Source organism: Shimia sp. W99 (genome assembly GCF_053851455.3).
The window spans coordinates 3751017-3770802 of the sequence record NZ_JBSQBU020000001.1 but is presented as its reverse complement, the minus strand read 5'-3'; the positions used below and the strand labels follow the sequence as shown (position 1 = coordinate 3770802).

The window sequence follows — 19786 nt, the reverse complement described above, 5'->3', positions numbered from 1 at the left end:
TCGTGGATGGCACGCTCCTTGGACACGGAATGTGCAACGATGGGAAGGTCCGGCGCGCGGACGTCGGGTTTAGCTGGAAGTGTTTTACGCCTTGCACGTCGCGAATGATTGCGCCCAGTCAAGCAATGCCGCTTGCCCCCTTTTGCGACCTGGGCGTTCGGTGCGGTGGAAGAATTGAAACACGAAAGCCAAGGTTTTCGGAACGCAGCCTCAAATGCGGCCTCACGATGGACACAGGCCAATGGACACAAGCTGGGGATTTTGCCAAGCTTAAGGTATGATTTCTCTGCTCAAAGCGCTGCAGCTTATCTTTTTCAGTTTCTTTTTGCCCCTGGTAGCTCAGGCCGCTGAAGTAGTTTTAACAGAGAGAGAAGTCGTTCAGTTTCGCCCCGGGATTTGGCTGGCATCAGGACTGGAACTCCCGGCTTCTGGCGCGAAACTGCCTATCGTAGCCGACCACCACACCGATGAAGGTGCACGGTTGTTGAGAATTATTGCGGGGCGAAGTGAAATAAGTGGACTTGCGGGGGTGCTTTATGACAACCGCGATCGTGGCCACTCTTCTCTGGATCTGGATCTTTACCCCAGACTAACCGCTCTGAAGTACAGTTCTGAATTCTCCGAGGCCGGGCTCGACGTTGGCCTCGCGGGTCGCATATTTCTCCCGGCGGTCGTTTTGGGCAATTCGTCCACTGCGGTCAGGAAGGGAGCTGCGCCGCGTAGCCTGCCCCGTCTGGCAATGACCAGTGCTTTTTGGCGTGCAGTCACGCCAACTCTGTACGAAAACAATTGTATCTATGTCTATCCTGAGCACCGTGATCACGACGCTGAGGACCGCTATCCTGTAAACTGGCCATACATGATCATTAGTCAGGGGTCATCTGGCTCGGACAAGCGGTTTCTTCACGCCGTAGCGATGACGCTGGCGGCTCTGCCAAGCGACACTTTTGAATTCCTGCGCAAAGAACGTCTTGTTGCCCCAACAGTTCAAATGATCTTGCGCCGCAATTTGAAGAATGTTGCGACCCGAGAGGATTACCTTTCAGGCAAGGCACATCCGACTGTGTTCGAAGGTCGACTTGTTCAAACGGGTAGAATGGTGGCTCAGGCAGCGAGTTTGCAACCTGATGACATTCCGCCATTGGTTCGGTTGCGGGTCGTCGACGAGGAGTTTTCTGAAGCCGGGGGACTGGCCGGACTGGAAGAGCGCCTTGTAAACACGCCTTCCGCAATCGGACGAATTTGGCGGAGTTTTGCCTGGGAGCGAGAGTTGCTCGTTACCGCAGAAGATACATCCGAACCAAATGATCGGCCTCTAACCTTTGAGTGGCGGTTGTTGCGAGGCGATCCGCAGCGCGTCTGGATTGAACCTCAAGGAGGGAATGGAGCCACAGCCAAAATTCGAGTTGCGTGGCACGATCCCTGGACCGAACCTGTTCCCGGCAAGAAAAAGAAACAGAAACTGCGCCAGTATTCGCGGGTGGATATCGGGGTTTTCGCGAATAACGGCAAACTCGATAGCGCCCCAGCAATTATCTCTATTGATTTCCCTGAACATCAAGTTCGGAGATATGAAGCCGTCGATCAGGCTGAGAAGCGGCTTGTCTCCATCGATTACGATGCAAAAGTGCGAGGTGCATACTTGGACCCGCTACTCTTTTGGTCGGCTGATTGGACAGACACAGCGCGTTACGCCACAGATGGCAAGCTGTTGGGGTGGGAGCGTCAAAACACAGGGGATACAAGCGCTAGCTTTGTTCCTCATGACGAGGAAAACCAATCTCGCTTCTACGAGATCAATCGTGGCGACGCGCGAATGCCGACTCTTCGTCGCAAGGAGAAGCCATGAAATTCAACGAGGCGTCGTTAGGCGGAGCGTGATTTTGCCGGGGCCAAAAGCCCATCAATGTCCCTTGATTGGTTGCGGCGACAGAGAGAGCTGCCCAGTTTTCACACCTCTGCCGCCTTTCGAGACCTTCAGTCTTGCAAGAAATCATCAAGCGCATGTTGGTTCGCTTGAGGAAGGCTTCCGAAATGCCGCGTTGAGAGCAGGCATTTCGAAGAGATTGACTTACTCGGCAGCCTTCAAACTTGCATAAACCATTTGAGAGTTGTCGGGGGCCTGACGCTGCATCGCTGCTATTGCCACACGTTCATAGTCCGCTTCCTCCAGATACTCTCCGTACCATTGCGGTTCGGCCGGCTCGAAACCGTGTCGACGCGCCATCTCGGAAATTCGGTCCGCATCGCTGAGGTCCAGATCCCGTCCGAGGCTGTAATCGTTCGTCTCACCCTCAAGAGCCAGAAGCATCGTTTCGCCAAGGCAACCCCAGCAGAGATCATCCGGAAGGTTCTGGAAGGGGCCGAGGTTTACGGAAAACGGGGGTTTGACAAGGCCACCATCGAACACGAGCACGCCTTTGTCTGACAGATCTGCGTATTCAACATTGGCGGGCCGCGCCACGTCACACACAATTGTGCCCGGGCGGAGTTTCGTCGGATCAAGTACTGCGACGTCTGCACTGGTCGCGACCAGCACCAAGTCTGCAGTTTCAAGCGCGCCGTCCAGATCGGTCGTCGCGGCAATTGGGACTGCCCGACCATTTTCAGCGCAGGCTTGTGCGAATGCTTTTGCAACGCCTTTTTCCATTGCCGTGCCTTGCGGAGGAAGCAAGTCACGTACACTGGAGCTCAGTCCACCGGCTCTCAGGGGCGGGCTCTCCTTGGACAGAGTAAATACAACTTCGTCAGCGACCCGGTCCAGGAAGTGATGGGCCTGTCTGTTGTTGGCATTGCCTACCAGAGTCAAACGGTCTGCTCGACGTGCAAGCATCAGACTTGCCAACCGGCCGATCGCGCCGGTGGCGCCGATCACGACGACATGCGCGCTAGCTGGGTCAATTCCAACGCGCCGTGCAACACGTTCAAGAGCAGTCACGCCGGATACCGTGGTAAGAGTGTTGCCGCTGGTAACGGGCACACCGCGGCCTGCAACCGCGGCGCCACCATTGGTCACGATAGACGTGAAGGCACCGAGACCAAGACGACTTGCTCCGAAGCCAGCCGCCATATCGGCAGCTGTCTGAATCATGTTGCGCGCATTTTTGCGGCCTTTGCCCATCATGTCCGTCGGCAAAAGCGGTACAGACATGATCATGCCTTCCGCTTTTGTTCCTGCACGAGAGGTTCCTCCGGCGACGGGCCAAGCGAAGCCCGGACCAACCCGTTTGACCCACTCGAGCCAAGTGGCGCGTTCTTCCGAGGTGAAACGGGCGAAAGAAGGGTCGGACCGCAGGATATCTTCTTCCTGAGTGTAGTGGATAAGGAAGCAGAAACGCCCGGGCTCGGCCTCTGGCACATTCCTCGCTGGCCCCTGCTGGGGCAACAACGGCGCGGAAGCGGCCAGTTTTTCGCGACGCTCTGGCGTCACGAGGTGCAACATCAGCGCGCGGTAGTCGCCTCGATCAAGCAAGTCACAGACGATATTCAGCGCTTTGACACACTTGTCGATGTCTGCCCAACCAGCGACAAGCGGTGGCTGCAGGCGCATCACGTTGGCATCATTGAAAACCGGAGCCGTCAAGACACCTTCAACATTCAGGAGGTAGGAACTGAGAAGCCCGATGAATCCTCCGTTCAGTCCGCAAAATGCCATGGATGCGGAATCGCCCCGTTCGTATGGTTTGCGAAATTCAATACCGCGCATGAAGCCGCGCCCGCGCACGTTTGCCAGAACTCCGGGATAACGCTTTTTGAGTGATTCAAGGCAGTTTTCAAAATAGCGGCCCTTGAGTTCTATGTCCTTGATCAACGCGCGGTCGTCCTTCAGGAGAAGATCGAGCGTGGCATTTGCCGCAGCGCATGCAAGGTTGTTGTTCGCAAAGGTCGAGCTGTGCAGGAAGCCGAAGCGGTCGTCCCAGACTTCCGGTCGGACAACAACTGCAGAAATTGGCATCAAACCACCGCCCAATGCCTTGCCGAGAAGCAGCATATCTGGCGCTTCTGCGCAGTCCTCGCACGCGAAGAGTTTGCCTGTTCGACCAAGACCTGTCTGGATTTCGTCAACAATGCTTAGCACGCCATACTTGCGGCAGAGTGCGATAACACCATCGAGATAAGCCTCATCGGACGGGCAGACCACGCCGCCTTCGCCCTGGATCGGTTCGACAATGAATGCAGCGATGCTGTCTGCGTCGGCGGCGAGCTTGGTCTCAAGCGCTTCGAGCGTGCCAAAGGCGATGTACTCAAAGCCGCGGGCTGGTCCGCCGAAGTCATTCTGGTACATGGGTTTGCCAGTCGCAGAAAGCGCGCCCATCGTTTTGCCATGAAACCCATTACGGGTCGAGAGAATGGTGTCTCGTCCAGTGCGCGCGCGGGCAAGCTTAATTGCCGCCTCGACCGCTTCAGCGCCCGAGTTCGCCAATGACACGACGCCGAGATCATGAGGGGTAATGTCTGCCAACCTGTCGGCCAGGCGCTCTGCTTCAAGGGCGCGCAGCGGTTGCACCATGGCCGGAGCCATTTGAGCCCCCTGGTTGTTCAGGGCCTCCCAGACTTCCGGAGGGTTGTGTCCAAATGGCAATGCACCGTACTGTGCAAGAAAATCCAAAAACTCACGACCATCAGTGTCATATAGCCGACAGCCATCGCCGCGTACCAGCTCAAGATCCAAGCCGAAAGTTTCAAGTAGGTTCGCGCGTGTTGGGTTGAGACTTAACATCCTGCCCTCCGATCTCATCTGGTTGCATAAATAACCTTGATGCCCAGTGTTTATTGGTAGTTGGGCAAAAATGTGACGGAAAACGTGAGTTATTTTGTATTCATTTTTTGACAGCGGCGTCGCGAAAAATGCGCTAGTTTTGCATCTTCTGGGATGCAAACCGTGCCAACATTGCGTGCTAAGACACTACCGGTACAACCGCACCGGAACGTGCCTCTGTCTGAACTGGAAAATTTAGCTGCGGATTTGCCAGGTACGCAGCGCCCACGTGCGCGCTCCGTCCTAACAAGGTGTCTTTTTGCACCATTTTGTCTTGCCTGTGTCGATCTGTCCCCGTGTTGCATCGGGAAGTATCTTCAATCAGCGTGCGTGGCAAGGCGGGCCTTGGCTGGGAAGCAAAAACCCGCGCACCACGGCGAAAGTGCACAAAAATGCCGCAAACACGTCTGCCGCCCTGTGAATGAACCACTTGTCGCCGCAGCTTGGGATGAATGGCTGCTTGAAGCGCACCGCTTCAACGATTTTCGCAGATCCTTGGTTTATTTCCAGGCCATAGTGCACGAGGAAGCAGAGTGACGACCCATGTAGCGGTGAATTTGCTGAATTCGACTAGATCAATTTTGAACCGGTCATGTTTTTTGGGGTCCCCTGCAGCCAGACGGAACACATTCACAGGGGCAATCCCCCGCTGCAACGCGATCGACGCGCGCGCCATGTGCTCGGGCGAAGTGATAAGCGTAACTGCGTCGGGTTGACGTTGATTATCCAACCAGCATGCGGCTTCGAGAGCGTTTTCAAAAGTCGTATGTGCATCTGGGGCAAGTACGATCTTCCCGCTTGTGATCCAACGTGCTTGGTCGGGGTTCAACCCAAACTGCTTGGCAAAGCGGTCGGTTTTCAGTCCTGCATCTCCGTTCACTCCGGTAATAAACACCCGCTCCACCTGCTCTGCAACAAGTAGCTCCAGACCCAGATGGATGCGGTCAAAGTCCCCTGTGAAAACAATTGCTGTCGGTGGAAGCTCTACCCGCGTTTCATACTCGTTGGTCCGATACATGAAGGTAAAAAGAAGAAAGGCCAAAAACAACGCGGCGGCTCCAACAATAGAAAGTAGTCTATAGGCAAGAACGATTGTGTATGAAATCAGTCGCACAAGCTGTCACCCATTCGATGTGGCCTCATAATTGTCTGCCCTCATCTCGTATTGTAAAATGCCTGGGTCGACGCTCTGCAAGAGAGAACGCACAGCGCCATCGGAAAGGTCCCACCGGCATGCTGGCAAACTCGCTTGGCGAAACCAACCCGCCACGCTGAGAGAAGGCAGAAAGCTCTAGCCCAGAACGGCACAAAGTTGGACCTCAGAGCAATCCTATTAGCGCAGTCCAGCCCCAAAGTTTGGCGGGGTCAAACTTCCAGAAGCCCTGAGGCAATTATTTGCCCGGAACGAACCGCGGCAATTCAACTAGGATCTCATTCAGCAGATCATTCATCTGTACTTTCACTTCGGATACCGGCTGATCTTTCTTGATCGGGCTTATCAGTCTGACAATGGCCCCATCCAACCGCCCCGCAATTACACCTCGCGTCAGAACACTAAGTTTGGCGGATGAGTTCCGGGGCATGGCCCGGCCCATGTGAGTAAACCAGTAATACACCAACATCCGTTCTTCGTTTTTCTGGATAATGACCTGATTGATCGCAAACGGGTATTGCAACCCCAGTTCGCCAGAAATATCGACTCGTTCCACTTTGGCAATTTCCCAGCCCGCGCCAGGCAGGCAAATTTCGGGCGTATGTTGCACGCCATCCGCTGACAAATCCCTGTACCATGCAGAAAAGAAATCAAGTTTCGGTGCACTTGGCGACTGGCTGAACTGCACAGCCAAATAGTCGTCTGCAGCCAAGGTTTTTTCTACAGCGGGGGAGAACTTACGTTCATCTCCAAATTGACGCCAATCGCCAATTTGCGAAGGGAACAAAGCAAAGTCATATCGTTCAGGTGCGACAGGTTCACGATCCGGCACCAAAGGCCAAGTACCTACTGATATGATCATCAGTAACGCCGCCGCAATCAGCGCAGGGGAAGGTTGCACAAGCTTGAGACGCGCAATTTGCGGCAACCACCCTTCCGTATCGAGATCGAGCGCCTCGGTCAGTTTCATCTTCCGCGGATTGAGTTTCAGCAAAACCCAAGCAATTCCAAAAAGGAGCAACACGCTGCACATGAAGATGACCCACCCCTCGAAGAAATGAGTGAAGCCTTCGAGCCACTCGGCTCCAAAACGCTGCATCAAGATCCCAGCCATTGCGATCCGCAAGGAATTCATGAGTACGGCGATAGGTGCGGCGGCAATCAGCAACAAGGCTTTATGCCATCTCGGACCTTGGTAGAGGAACGCAAAAACATACGAAAAGCTGAGGATTGGGAAAAGGTATCGAAGACCAGAACAAGCCTCCGCGACGTGCAACTTGATGACACCAAGATCAATGATATTCCCGTCGAGATAGACCGGGACGTTGGCGAGCCTGAGAAACCAGACCCCCAACTCTGAAGAAACAAGCTGCAGAAAAGCGGATACCTCGTAGTACAGCATACCCGGTAAAGGCAGCATGAACACGAGATGAAGCACAGGCGGCCAAAAATGCTTACCTGTCTGCCAGCCGAAACTGATCAGAAGGACTCCGCCAACCCAAACAATGATTGCATAAGCTGTAAGAGAGTCAGCATTAAATATCCTCCCCATACTTGCGATGACAATTGAGAGGACAACAACGAGAAGACCTTGCCAGCGGCCATCCTTTGGTCCGGGCTGGGGAGGATACAGCTTCAGTTCCCGCAGGAACATAAGCGCCGAGAGCACAGGGATCAGCGGGCCGTGGCTGTATTCCGGTTTGCTCCATGCGTCGAGTAGTACGTCGAATCCGTCACGAAAAAACAACCCCGAAGAAACTGTTAATACAACCAGCCATACAAGACCCCAAGTCAACCATCCCCCCGAGGCCCCCTTCGGATAATCTTGATCTGTAATGACCGTCATGAAAAAATCTCCAACTGGAACAAAAAAGCGACATTGCGAAGAACATGACCTGACTATGATCTATCACCAAGTCACGTTTGTTCAAACCCACATTCACGCCAGCGGCCTTTGTTCCGCCCCCGGCATACCGCTGTTTCTTCGACTGAACCTGACCTGATCCCCTGAATCTCCTCCAGATTTGTGCAGAGTCCGCACAACTGAAGGATGGTCAAATGAAGACGGGATTCACCGACGAACAGATCATTCAGATGATCAGGGAGCGGGAAGCCGGAGAGAAGACGGCGGGCGGGCGCTGTCTTGAACCCTGATCGCTCAACGGTTCGATATCGGTCGTGCCGGTCGGACGATGGCGATTTGCGGGATGCCATCAAGCGTGTATGGAAGGAGCGCGTCGGTTTGGTTGTCACCGCATCCACGTGATGGTCCGGCGCGAGGGCTTCGAGGGGAACCACAAGAAGCTCAGGCGCATCTATCGCGAGAACCTGGCCCTGGTAGCCGACACGTTCCTGTCCAGACTGCGGGTCATGCGGGAACTGAACCGGGTTTTCGCTGAGCACAGAATGCCGGGAACGATCGTGTCTGACAATGGCATCGAGTTCACCAGCATGCCCACACTGCGATGGGGGCAATACATCAAGATTGAGGTGCCCGTAGCTTCCTGGAAACCTGCCTGGTTCAGTTGCTGCTGCCTCAATTTGAAGTCAACGGGCGACAACATGCCGTTGTTCGTGTGCAAGCGCGCGCGCCCCTTTCTCAAGTTCGCTTTCTTCGAAAACACAGCTTCAACATGCAGCAGTCACGATAATTTCGACCTTCAAATCTTCGCGGGCGAGCTTGGCCTCGCCGCAAGCGCGGGCGGGCGCGAAACCTTCGGGAACCCACGCGTCCCAGACAGAATTCATCTCGGCAAAATCCGCCATGTCTGCAAGCCAGACGATGACCTGCAGCATCTGTTCGCGCGACGATCCTGCCTTTTCCAACAGAGCATCCACGCGCGTCAGGCAATCGCGGGTTTGGTCTGCCACGGTGGCGCCCTCCCCCACCTGGCCACACAGGTAGGCCACGCCGTTGTGCTTGACGATCTTGCTCATTCGGGTGCCGGTGTCGATGCGTTCAATCATGTGCTTTTTTCCTTCTCCGCCGTGTCGGGCGCAGTGTTGTTCATACCAGCCAGTTCGCCCAGGGTTACGGGCTTGAGTGGCGGGCGAATGCGATAATACCCGGTTTCATCGGGCGTTTTGCCGGTAGAGTCGGCCAATAGAGCCGTAACGCTGAGTCCGCAATAGCGTCCCTGACACGGGCCCATGCCAGCGCGGCCAAATGCCTTGGTCTGGTTTGGGCCAATGCATCCCAGTTTGGCATAGCTGCGGATATCGCCTGCAGTGACCTCCTCGCAACGACAAATCAGCGTGCTGTCATCAGGCAACAGGGCCTTGGCGTAGGGCGGATAGGCCGCATCAAGGAACGGTCGCGCCGCCAATTCATACGCAAGTCTTGCACGCGGCGCAGCCGCGCGGCGATCACGCTCCTCACGCGAAACGCGCTCCGCCTCAAAGGCAATCTGAAGCGCGGCGAGTGTTCCTGCATGTTCCGCCGCTTTCGCCCCGCCAATGCCTGCACCATCACCCGCAATAAACACGCCTGCCTTGTCACTCTGGCCCCAGTCATCAAGCTGGGGAACAAAACATTGCTGCGCCATATTCCATGAGTGCGTGACGCCAAGTGATCGCGCCGCCTGGGTATTGGGAACCACCCCATGGTGCAAAAAGACCGTGTCACAGGCGATCCGGTGGGACCGCCCTCCACTCTGAAAGGTCACAGCCTCTGCTTTGCCCGTCCCCTCGACGGCAATATCCGTGACGCCGGTATGACGTGGCACGCCCGCGCGGATAATGCTGGCCAGCATCCGCAAACCTTTGACAAGATAGCTCGCCCCTCGCAAAGCACCGCCAATATGCCGTGTTGCGCCTATGAGGTCGTTGCGGGTTTGCGTCTCGATAATGGCCTTGGGCGGGGTTCCCGCCCGCAGCATCTGAGCCGCAATCAGGTATAGCAACGGACCGGAACCCACCAATACAGCATTCCGCGCCAGAACACCTGATTGCTTGAGAAGGATTTGCCCCGCCCCGGCGGTCATGACCCCCGGCAGCGTCCAACCTGGCAAAGGCATTGGACGTTCGAGCGCGCCGGTGGCCAGGAGAATGCGATCGGCCTCGATCTGCGCGCCGCGCCCTTCACGCGTGTAGGAGATACGGAACGCATCTTCTATCGCCCAGACCACCGCGCCGGTGACATGCGTAATGGCTCCACGCCGCAATCCATCCGTCAGTGTAGTGCCATGCACATAGTCCGCGCCCAGTATGTCACCGCGCAAAGGTGCGACGCGGTCCACGTCTCGGTATATTTGCCCGCCTCCACAGGCTTGCTCATCGAGCACCGTGACGCTGAGGCCGAGCTCGGCAGCCTGTGCGGCGGCGGCCATGCCGGCTGGACCTGCTCCAACGACGACAAGATCTGAACGTGTCATTTCAATGCCCCGTCGCGGTGGGCGCGCGTGATCTCGAGGCCATCCGTGACCACGGTCATGCAGGCCTGTTTCGTGGTACCGTCGATCTCGACCAGGCAATCAAAACAAGCGCCCATCATGCAAAACGGGCCGCGTGGGGCGCCCGACACAGGCGTTTGGCGAAACACCTTGACGCCCGCCGCCATGAGTGCCGCGGCAAGATTGGCTCCTTCTGGCAAGCTGAGCGCGTTGCCATCGAAAACCACGTTTACACGCGGCTCATTGTCAAGCTCAAGAAACGGAGAAGCGGTCTTCACTGAACACCTCCAGGTCTGGCGCCACATCGGTGCCTTCCAGCCACTCGGGCAAAAGGCGCGCATGCGCAGCAGCAAGTGTGATGCCACTGTGACAGGTGACAAGAAAGGCACCCGGCATCTCGGCGCTTTGTTGATAAATCGGAAGACCATCGGGAGAGAGCACGCGCAACGCGCCCCAGCTGCGCACCAGTTGCGCCCGGGCCAGAGCCGGATAGGCGGCAATCGCTTCGGCGGCGAGGCCCGACAAGCCCATCTGTGTGACCTTGTCGTCAAGGCCAACCTCTTCATTCGTGGCACCGATCTGGATGCCGCCTTCATCCACCTGCCGGGCAATCAGCGAAGGACGGTTGATCATCTTGGGCAGTTTTTCGGTGATCAGAACCTGACCGCGCTGCGGGCGGACTGGCGCTTTGAACCCCATCTTCGGGCCAAGCTGCGCCGCCCCCAGACCCGCAGACAAGACAACCTTGCCAGAGGTGACGATCGTGCCGTCCGCGCATGTGATGTGGAAACCGTCCGGCTTTGATACATCAGTCACGGTCTTGCCCACCAGCACATGCCCCCCCATTCGGCGCACATCAGCGGCCAGCGCTTTCAGCAGTTTCAGCGGGTTCGCATGACCATCCTGGTGATGCAGGATCGCCCCAACCACCTTGGGGCCGATATGCGGCTCTTCCTTGCGTAACGCATTATGACCAAGCACCTCGTAGGGGTAATTGCCGCCAAGCTGCGCCTTCAGCTTTTCGTATTTTGCGACGGTGGCTTCCAAGGTTTCTTCAGAGAAATGAAGATCGTAGCCTCCGATTTGCTCAAGCGGGATGGGCTGTCCGGTGTTGCCTGCGACCTCGCTGGCGAAGTCGGCCCAGATTGCGGCGGATTGTTGGGACCAACTGGCATAGCGCGGTTGGTTCATGCCCTTTGACTGGACCCAGACCAGCCCGAAATTCCCACGGCTTGCACGGAACGATCCGTCATCACCGTCCAAAACGGTCACCGTGCGCCCGCGCCGGAGCAAACCCCAGGCGACCGAGAGGCCAACAATCCCCCCTCCGATAATCGCGTAATCGGTTTCCATCTGTTTCGTTCCGATGTTGAGAGATGGTGTCAGGGCGACGCAGGCCGCCCTGACGGATTTGGCTCAGTTGCCTGCAGCGGCAACCTTGTCGAGGATCGCCTGCCCCCACTCGACGCCCACATCTTCGAGAACCTGCGGCCAGACGTCAGCCCGCACCTTGGCAGCCATGCCCGCCAGATCATCGGCGCTCAGCTTGGCAACGGTTGCGCCCAGTTCGTCAACAAGACGCTGCTCGTTCTTGGCTTGATCGCTCTCGGCTACGCTCCAACGGGTCGCTTCGAACGCGGCGGCCTGCTCACGCAGCGCGGCCTGGTCTTCATCGGACAACTCCGCAAGGCTTTCGTTCGAAATGATCATGTACCAGACTTCGAAATGCGTGTTGGCCGGGATATACGTCTTGGTCACGTCGCGGAATGACGCATAGTAGCCTTCGGCGCCAGACCCGATCACACCGTCAACCACACCGGTCTGAACCGCCGTGAACGCTTCGGAAAACGGGATCGGAGCCGGGATGTAGCCCAGAGCCTCGCCTGTCAGCTGGAAGCTCTTGATGCCCGGCACGCGCACCTTGATGCCGTTTGGCTCGACCGAACCTGCATTCTCATTGGCAACATTCAACGAAATGCCGCCGAAATAGACCGGATAGGCTGCCAGCATGGTGATGTCCTGCTCGGCATAGAGCCCTGCCATCACGTCGCGCACAACGCCGCCGGGGCCATAGACCGCACGTGCCTGTTCCCAGTTACCGGCAAGGTAAGGGAACGAGCTGATCTGCATGCGGCGATCCGCGGCAGCAGCGGCGGGCTGCGTTGCCATATCGATTGCGCCAACGCTGATCCGCTCCTGAACGGTCGTGTAATCGCCAAGCGCAGAGGCCGGGAACAGGTTGATCTTCACGTCGCCGCCGGTGGCTTCATCGACGGCCGCGGAAAAGGCGCGCAGCTCGACGTCGATCGTGGCGTCCTGCGGTCGCACGTGGCTCATCTTGAGGCTTTTTGCTTCGGCGTAGCCGCCAAGCGCCATCAGGGCGGCAACGGCAGTGGTCAGGAATGCATGTTTCATTTTGGTTTTCTCCGTGTTGATTTGCGTTTTCGTGAATTAGGGGCCTACGGCGTATCCGAAGAAACGCGGCAGGAAGAGCGACAGGTCGGGCCAAAGCGAAGTCAGGAAGACCACGGGCACATAGCCGAACAGGATCAGTTTCATCGCGGGCGGGATGACCTTGGTCACTTTCACGTTGCCGATCCGTGCGCCCAGATAGAGGATCGAGGCATAAGGCGGGGTCACGCCGCCCATCGCTGTGTTCACACCCATGATCGCGGCAAACTGCACGGGGCTGACACCGATCGCGTTCATCAGCGGCAGGAGCAGTGGGGCGATCAGGATGATCGCGGTCACGTCGTTGACGACCATGCCGACCAGGAACAACATGATATTGATCATGATCAGCAGCAGGACCTTGTTCTCGGTGATCGAGAAGATGCCCTGAACCAACTGTTGAGGGATGCTTTCATAGACGAACATTTGGCTGAGGATCATGGAGAAGAGGATCATCATCATGATCGCGCCCACGGCCGTCGCAGCCTCTTTCCCCGCGAGGAAAAAGTTTTCCCATTTCAGGCCCTTGTAGATCAGGAAACCAACTGGCACGGCGTAAATTACTGCAACAGCCGCTGCCTCGGTCGGGGTCATGACGCCACCGTAGATACCACCGAGAATGATCACGGGCATCAACAGCGCGGGAAAAGCATGAAAACCGCGGCGCGCGATCTCTCCGGACAGCTCCGAGAAGGAGGGCTTGTCATCGAGAACCAGATCGAACTTGCGCACCATGAACAGGTTGATCACGGAGAAGGCGGTCATGATCAGCAGCCCCGGCCCCAACGTAGCCAGGAAGCATGCCAGGATCGACGTGTCCGTGACCCAGCCATAAACGATCATCGTGACGGACGGCGGGATCAACAGGCCGAGTATCGAGGAGTTGGCAATCAGGGCCGTCGCGTATTCACGCGGGTAACCGCGCTTCTCCATCTCCGGGATCAAAAGCGGACCGATGGCGGCGATACCGGTCAGACCAGACCCCGAGATCGCACCGATCACGGCGCAAGACACCGCAGCGACAACGCCCAGACCACCGCGCACGTGGCCGATAAAGGCGTTCACGAAACGCAGGAGAGACGCGGCGATCCCACTTTCGGACATGACCGTGCCGGCAAGGACAAACAAGGGAATGGCCAGAAGCACCGGATTGCCAAGCTGCTGGACGCCCCAGAGCATCATACCCTTCATCGTCACGTCGCCGAGGAAATACATGACCATCAAGGCCGATCCAAAGCAGTAAGGCAGCGGCACACCCAAAGTCAGGGTAATCACCAGCAAGGCAATGGCAAGAAGGGCGATCTCGATCATGCGATTTCTCCGGTCCGCAGATCGCGGATATGGCGCACCAGATGCGATGCGGTGTAGATCATCATCAGCGCCAGGCCGACGACCAGCGCGACATCGGAATAGAATGTCGGGATGTAGAGCGTCGGGCTCTCCCGCCAGACGCGCCAAGCATATTGCGTGTAGTTCCACGCCCATGAGAGCAGCCACAGACCAACGATCAGGCTGATGACTTCTCCGATGATGGCGAGAATGGTGTGGCCGCGAGCCGTCTTGATGAAGATCTCAAGAACGTTTGCGCGGATATGTGTGTTCTCGCGCGAGGCGTTGACCGATCCGAGGATGTACAGCCACACCGTCGGGTAGGCCATCGTCTCTTCAAGACCCATGACCGGAACCTGCAACACGTAGCGCGTGATGACCTGAACAAACTGGCCCAAGGCCACAGATATGATCAGAGCCGTTAACAGGTATTTGGCGAATTTATCCATGTCTCCCCCGAACCCCTTCAGCTTCTGCGCGTGGGTTTCGCACTTACAACACTGGACAAGCGCCATTAAATCAATTTAATATTTTTTCTAACCTCATAAAATGATTTTATGCCGATACACCTATCCCTCAGACAACTCTCGACTTTTCGGGAAGTTATGCGCTCAGGTTCCATAAGCCAGGCCGCTCGCTCGGTGGGTCGAACGCAACCGGCGGTATCGACCATGGTGCGCACCCTCGAAGATCAGCTTGGCTTTGCGCTCTTCCTGCGCTCACATGGCAAGCTGACCCCCACGCCCGAAGCCCAGTTTTTCCTTGAAGAATGCGAGGATATCCTCGGGCGGGTCGAGCGCACCGAACGCACGATGGAGCGGATCAGCTCGCTGCAGTCGGGCAAGCTCAAGATCGCTTGCCACCCGGCGGCTTCAAGCGTGTTTCTGCCCCGGCTTCTGACAAGGTTTCTCAAGGACCGGGGCGATCTCGATGTATCCCTCATCATGAGGTCCTCGGGCGTGATCGAAGATCTGATCGCATCGCAACAATACGATCTCGGATTTGCCGAGACACCGCAGCCGCGGACATCGATCCGACAAACAGACTATGATCTTGAATGCGTCTGCGTCCTGTCCTCGGATGATCCGCTGAGCCAGGCGGATATTGTGACGCCAAACGACCTTGATGGGCGCCCCATGGCCGTTTTGTTCGACGAGCACGGGACGGCCGTACAGACCGAAGCAGCCTTTCGCGCCGCCGGATGCCGTTTCAACAAACGGATTGAACTGCGCACGTTCCTGCCCGGATTGCAGTTTGTCGCGGCGGGTGTCTGCGTGATGGTCTGCGACATGATCACCGCCTATAGCCACCTTTCGCAGGCTCCCGAAAACGAACGCCTGTCGATCCGACGTTTTCGGCCACTGATTTCCAACAGCGTCTCTATCCTGACACCCGGCTACGCTACCCAATCCATGGTGGGCCAGGCCTTTATCGCCGAGCTACAAGCCGCGGTTCAACAGATGCAGGCAGATATCTCCGACGTATTGAACTAGCGATCAAAGAGCTGGCACGGGCCCTCGGTCAGCTGCCCCTCTGGTGGAAACCTGCACCTAACGCACAGGTCTTGGAGTTTGAGCGCCCGATTATTTCTCGTTCACGAGGCCCAATTGGAGCGAATTAAGCAAGACATCCGGGATTTCGACAGACGCCGCCGACAAGCATGTCAGGGGGCGCCGCCCGCTGGATGAGAAAGTGTCTCACCTTCAACTTTGGCTGCCCCTCAAGCGCTGAAAACCAGGCGCCTTCAGCAAATCCTCGGAAGTTGCTCCCCCACCAGCATGTCAACGATCCTCACCCCGCCAAACAGCGTCCGCATCGTGACCCTGCCTGCCGTTCCATCGACAACGCGCCCGATGACCGTGGCCTCGCGACCTTCGGGCATGGCGCGCATCGCCGCAAGCGCGGCATCGGCTTCATCTTCGGGAACAAACACGACCAGCGTGCCTTCATTGGCAAGGTACAGCGGATCAAGGCCAAGAATCTCGCACATCCCCTTCACCTCGCTGCGCAATGGCAACGCTGTCTCTTCAATTTCAATCGAAACACCGGCTGTCTCCGCGACTTCATTCAAAACCGAGGCCACCCCGCCGCGCGTGGCATCTCGTGCGGCCCGAACGCCGGGTGCGGCGTGCATCACGGCGTGCATGAGATGCCCAAGCCCCTGACAGTCCGACTGTATTTCGGCCGAGAGAGCCATGTCTCCCCGCGCGGCCAGAATGGCGGCGCCATGATCGCCGAGAACGCCGTTCACAATGGCCACATCACCCATCTGGACACGGCCCGCCGCCAGATCGCATCCCGGCGCAATCACACCGACCCCCGACGTTGTGACAAACACCTTGTCCGCCATGCCCCGTCCAACGACCTTGGTATCCCCGGTCACGATCCGAACGCCTGCCTTGTCCGCCTCCTGCTTCATCGACGTCACGATCCGCATTAGCAAAGCCACCTCGGTACCTTCCTCGATGATGAACGCTGCCGACAACCACAGGGGACGCGCGCCCCCGACTGCGAGGTCATTGACCGTACCGCAAACCGCAATCTTGCCAATATCCCCGCCCGGAAACTCGACCGGATCGACCACGAAACTGTCGGTGGTAAAGGCCAACCGCGCGCCCGGCTCTTGCAAGGCAGCATCCATCAGCCGGGCCTGGTCTTCCATCGCATCCGGCACAAAGGCCGAGGTGAACACACCCTCGATCAGATCGCGCATCGCCTTGCCACCGCCCCCGTGGGCCAGCGTCACCCGTTCATCACGCATCTTGCCCGTCATCATGTTCATGGCCTCACTCCGCCGCCTCGACGGCGCGCGCTCCGCCATATTGATAATAGGCCGCGCACGCCCCCTCGGAACTCACCATCAATGCGCCAAGAGGCATTTCCGGCGTGCAGCCCGTACCGAATTGCGGGCAATGCATCGGCTTCATCCGCCCGGTCATCACCGCACCACACGCACACCCTTCGGGTTCTTCCACGTGACGACTCTCGGCGCTGTAGCCGATACCGAACTTGGCTTCGGCATCAAATGCCTTGTAAACATCGCGCACCCGCAAGCCGCTCTCGTCGATTTCACCGAGACCGCGCCACTCGAAAGTCGGGCGTTTCTCGTACACATCCGCCACCGCGGCCTTGCTGACCGCATTGCCGTGCTCGGGCACGACGCGGCCATACTGGTTTTCCACCTCGGCGCGCCCGTCACGGATCTGCTCCAGCACCATCAAAACCGATTGCAAAAGGTCGATCGGCTCAAAACCCGCCACCACGATCGGTTTGCCGTAATCTTCCGCAATGAAATCATATTCATGCGTTCCGATCACCATGCTCACGTGTCCCGGACCAACAAAGCCATCCAGCACCATGTGCGGATCATCCAGAAGCGCCTTGATCGGGGGCGGCACGGTAATGTGATTGCAGAAGACCGTGAAATTGGTCAGCCCCTCACGCGCCGCCTGCTGAATCGACAGCGCCGTCGACGGCGTCGTGGTCTCGAACCCAAGGCCAAAGAACACCACCTCGCGCTCGGGATGCCGACGCGCCAGTTCCAAAGCATCAAGCGGCGAATAGACCATGCGGATATCCGCGCCCTCCGCCTTGGCCTGCATCAACGACTTTTTCGTGCCCGGCACCCGCATTGCATCGCCAAAAGTGGTGAAAATCACCTCGGGCTTCTCGGCCAGTTCGATACATTCATCCACCCGGCTCATCGGCAGGACACAGACCGGACAACCTGGGCCATGAATGAACTCGATCCCCGCCGGCGTCAGCTTGTCCAGCCCATAGCGGAAGATCGCGTGGGTATGCCCACCGCAAATCTCCATGATATGCACCGGCTTTTCCTTGGTGGCACCAATCTCATCGACCACCTTGTTGATTTCCTTCAACAGCGCCTTGGCTGCCTTCGGATCGCGGAACTCCTCGGTAAACCTCATTGTGTGCCCTCCAACGCCGACACGCCATGTGCCATCGCTTCCAGTGTTTCCTGCGCCTCGCCAAGCCCGCGCAACGCCTCAAGCGTCTCTGCGGCCTCGTTCTCGTCAATCACGCTCATGGCAAAGCCGACATGAATCAGCACCCACTTGCCCACCAGGTCCTCCAGATCACCTTGCGCGACACAGGCCACGCTCACTTCTCGTTTCACGCCTGACACATCGGCCATGGCCATCTGGCGTTCACCGTCGGTCACCTCGACGATCTGGCCGGGTATTCCCAAACACATGGCTATTCCTCCTCGTTACCGCCGGTCCCGGTCTTGTCCGGTTCCGCGATGCCATATCTCTCGATTTTTGCGCGCAGACCCACGCGACTGAGCCCAAGCTCGTTTGCCGCACGGCTCTTGTTCCATTTCAACCGGGTCAGCGTTTCGCGCAAAATTCGCATCTCGATCTGCTCCACACGGTCTTTGAGCGTGCCTTCACCCACCAGAACCATATCGACGCTGTGGTCGGTTTTGTCCGGCCGGGGGCTGGCCTGAAGAATATGGCGCGAGATCAGTTCGGGCCCCAGAAGCGGGTCCTGCGAAAAGATCAGCATCCGCACCAGTTCGTTTTCCAACTCGCGCAGGTTGCCGGGCCACCCATAGCCTTGCAGGAACTGCACCGCGTCATCCGACAAACCATGCACCGGCTTGCCATGCGCCTTTGAGGCTTCGAACAACAGGTTCTGTGCAAGGATCGGCAGGTCTTCGGGGCGTGCATTCAGCGGTGGCACCGTCAAGGTTGCCTTGGCCAGCGCGAAATAAAGGTCAGAGCGGAACCGCCCCTCGGCCACGTCCTGACGCAACTCGCGATCACTGCCCACCAACAAACGCACATCCGAACGGATCATCTCGTGGCTGCCGAGCGGGCGAAACGCGCCCTCTTCGGCAAACCGGGACAAGACCAACTGCATGCGCGGCGAAAGCTCGGATATCCCATTGAGGAACACCGTCCCCTGATCCGCCTTGCGCAACAGGCCAAGCTTTTGCGTCTGCTGCCCGGCCACCGCCCCCCGCTTGGCTCCGAACAACTCCATTTCGAGAATGTCATCATCTACGCTGGTACAGCTGATCTCGTAAAAAGGCTTGTCCGAACGCAGCGAGCTATAATGCATCGCCCGCGCCAACGCCGCCTTCCCCGTGCCCGGTTCTCCGGTGATCAACACGGGAACATCGAAACTTGCAAACTGTCGCGCCTGCGCTACCACTGCGTTCAATGGCGAATTGGGCGAACGCAGTACATTCTCAAACCCCAGCCCCTCGCGCAGGGCGCGGCGGTGATCTTCCAGCTTGCTTTCAACGGAACGGGACAGGTACCGCATTTCCAAGGACATCTGGTCATGCTCGCGGTTGAGCCGGAACAGGTCCGCAGCATTTTTCGCGGTTATCATCAGGTGATCCGGATGCCACGGCTTGGTCAGGAACTGGTAAATTCCCGCCTCATTGATCGCGGCGATCATATCGTTGGTCTCGGTATAGCCCGTGATGATGATCCGCACCGTTTCCGGCCAACGGTCCCGCACCTCGGTCAGAAAATCGACCCCGGTCTTGCCCGGCATGCGCTGGTCGCAAAAGATCACCTGCACAAAATGCTCTTCCATCAGCGCCTTGGCAGCATCCGCCCCGGTCGCCGTCAGACACTCGAAATCGTCTTCAAGCGCCATGCGCATGGCGGCAAGCGAATGCTCTTCGTCGTCGATCAACAGGATGGTGGGCAGGTTCTCGGACAT

Annotated in this window: 16 protein-coding genes; 2 read left to right on the top strand and 14 right to left on the bottom strand. The window is 57.6% G+C overall.

Annotated elements, in window-relative coordinates:
- The first annotated feature begins 277 nt into the window (after positions 1 to 277).
- A complete protein-coding gene (locus ACS3QZ_RS18275) occupies positions 278 to 1849 on the top strand; it encodes a hypothetical protein (RefSeq protein ID WP_456039099.1) in 1572 nt (523 codons plus the stop codon).
- A 222-nt stretch (positions 1850 to 2071) separates the two neighbouring features.
- Here ACS3QZ_RS18275 and ACS3QZ_RS18270 read toward each other — a convergent pair whose 3' ends face one another.
- The 10 genes from ACS3QZ_RS18270 to ACS3QZ_RS18225 all read right to left on the bottom strand — a co-directional run bounded on the left by ACS3QZ_RS18270 (position 2072) and on the right by ACS3QZ_RS18225 (position 14532).
- A complete protein-coding gene (locus ACS3QZ_RS18270; RefSeq protein WP_456039098.1) occupies positions 2072 to 4720 on the bottom strand; it encodes an aminotransferase class III-fold pyridoxal phosphate-dependent enzyme in 2649 nt (882 codons plus the stop codon).
- Positions 4721 to 5234: 514 nt separating this feature from the next.
- Positions 5235 to 5873, bottom strand: a complete 639-nt coding sequence (locus tag ACS3QZ_RS18265; RefSeq protein ID WP_456039097.1) for a YdcF family protein — start codon at positions 5871 to 5873, stop codon at positions 5235 to 5237.
- A 277-nt stretch (positions 5874 to 6150) separates the two neighbouring features.
- Positions 6151 to 7758 (bottom strand): VPLPA-CTERM-specific exosortase XrtD, encoded by a 1608-nt coding sequence (gene xrtD / locus ACS3QZ_RS18260; RefSeq protein ID WP_456039096.1) that lies wholly within the window; start codon positions 7756 to 7758, stop codon positions 6151 to 6153.
- Positions 7759 to 8540: 782 nt separating this feature from the next.
- On the bottom strand, positions 8541 to 8879 hold the full coding sequence (locus ACS3QZ_RS18255; protein WP_456039095.1) for a RidA family protein: 339 nt from the start codon (positions 8877 to 8879) through the stop codon (positions 8541 to 8543).
- Positions 8876 to 10285 carry an FAD/NAD(P)-dependent oxidoreductase gene (locus tag ACS3QZ_RS18250; RefSeq protein ID WP_456039094.1) on the bottom strand — a complete coding sequence of 470 codons (1410 nt, stop codon included), beginning with the start codon at positions 10283 to 10285 and terminating at the stop codon, positions 8876 to 8878. The genes ACS3QZ_RS18255 and ACS3QZ_RS18250 overlap by 4 nt, the downstream gene beginning before the upstream one ends.
- The gene (locus ACS3QZ_RS18245) at positions 10282 to 10581 is read right to left on the bottom strand and encodes a (2Fe-2S)-binding protein (protein ID WP_456039093.1); all 300 of its coding nucleotides are present in this window, start codon (positions 10579 to 10581) and stop codon (positions 10282 to 10284) included. Before ACS3QZ_RS18245 ends, ACS3QZ_RS18250 begins: the two co-directional genes overlap by 4 nt.
- The gene (locus tag ACS3QZ_RS18240) at positions 10556 to 11656 is read right to left on the bottom strand and encodes an NAD(P)/FAD-dependent oxidoreductase (RefSeq protein ID WP_456039092.1); all 1101 of its coding nucleotides are present in this window, start codon (positions 11654 to 11656) and stop codon (positions 10556 to 10558) included. Before ACS3QZ_RS18240 ends, ACS3QZ_RS18245 begins: the two co-directional genes overlap by 26 nt.
- A 63-nt stretch (positions 11657 to 11719) precedes the next feature.
- The gene (dctP, locus tag ACS3QZ_RS18235) at positions 11720 to 12718 is read right to left on the bottom strand and encodes a TRAP transporter substrate-binding protein DctP (protein ID WP_456039091.1); all 999 of its coding nucleotides are present in this window, start codon (positions 12716 to 12718) and stop codon (positions 11720 to 11722) included.
- A gap of 36 nt (positions 12719 to 12754) precedes the next feature.
- Positions 12755 to 14065, bottom strand: a complete 1311-nt coding sequence (locus ACS3QZ_RS18230; protein WP_456039090.1) for a TRAP transporter large permease — start codon at positions 14063 to 14065, stop codon at positions 12755 to 12757.
- The gene (locus ACS3QZ_RS18225) at positions 14062 to 14532 is read right to left on the bottom strand and encodes a TRAP transporter small permease (protein ID WP_456039089.1); all 471 of its coding nucleotides are present in this window, start codon (positions 14530 to 14532) and stop codon (positions 14062 to 14064) included. The genes ACS3QZ_RS18230 and ACS3QZ_RS18225 overlap by 4 nt, the downstream gene beginning before the upstream one ends.
- Before the next feature lie 108 nt (positions 14533 to 14640).
- On the opposite strand from ACS3QZ_RS18225, the gene ACS3QZ_RS18220 reads away from it, so the two are divergent.
- Complete coding sequence (locus ACS3QZ_RS18220; protein ID WP_456039088.1) at positions 14641 to 15576, top strand: LysR family transcriptional regulator; 936 nt, start codon at positions 14641 to 14643, stop codon at positions 15574 to 15576.
- 251 nt (positions 15577 to 15827) lie between these two features.
- Here the strand turns inward: ACS3QZ_RS18220 and hypE are convergent, their stop codons facing one another.
- The 4 genes from hypE to ACS3QZ_RS18200 are packed head-to-tail and all read right to left on the bottom strand — an operon-like array spanning position 15828 to position 19786.
- Positions 15828 to 16865 carry a hydrogenase expression/formation protein HypE gene (hypE, locus tag ACS3QZ_RS18215; RefSeq protein ID WP_456039087.1) on the bottom strand — a complete coding sequence of 346 codons (1038 nt, stop codon included), beginning with the start codon at positions 16863 to 16865 and terminating at the stop codon, positions 15828 to 15830.
- A gap of 4 nt (positions 16866 to 16869) precedes the next feature.
- On the bottom strand, positions 16870 to 18012 hold the full coding sequence (hypD, locus tag ACS3QZ_RS18210) for a hydrogenase formation protein HypD (protein ID WP_456039086.1): 1143 nt from the start codon (positions 18010 to 18012) through the stop codon (positions 16870 to 16872).
- Entirely contained in the window at positions 18009 to 18299 is a 291-nt protein-coding gene (locus tag ACS3QZ_RS18205) for a HypC/HybG/HupF family hydrogenase formation chaperone (RefSeq protein ID WP_456039085.1), read from the bottom strand. The genes hypD and ACS3QZ_RS18205 overlap by 4 nt, the downstream gene beginning before the upstream one ends.
- A 2-nt stretch (positions 18300 to 18301) precedes the next feature.
- Complete coding sequence (locus ACS3QZ_RS18200) at positions 18302 to 19786, bottom strand: sigma-54-dependent transcriptional regulator (protein WP_456039084.1); 1485 nt, start codon at positions 19784 to 19786, stop codon at positions 18302 to 18304.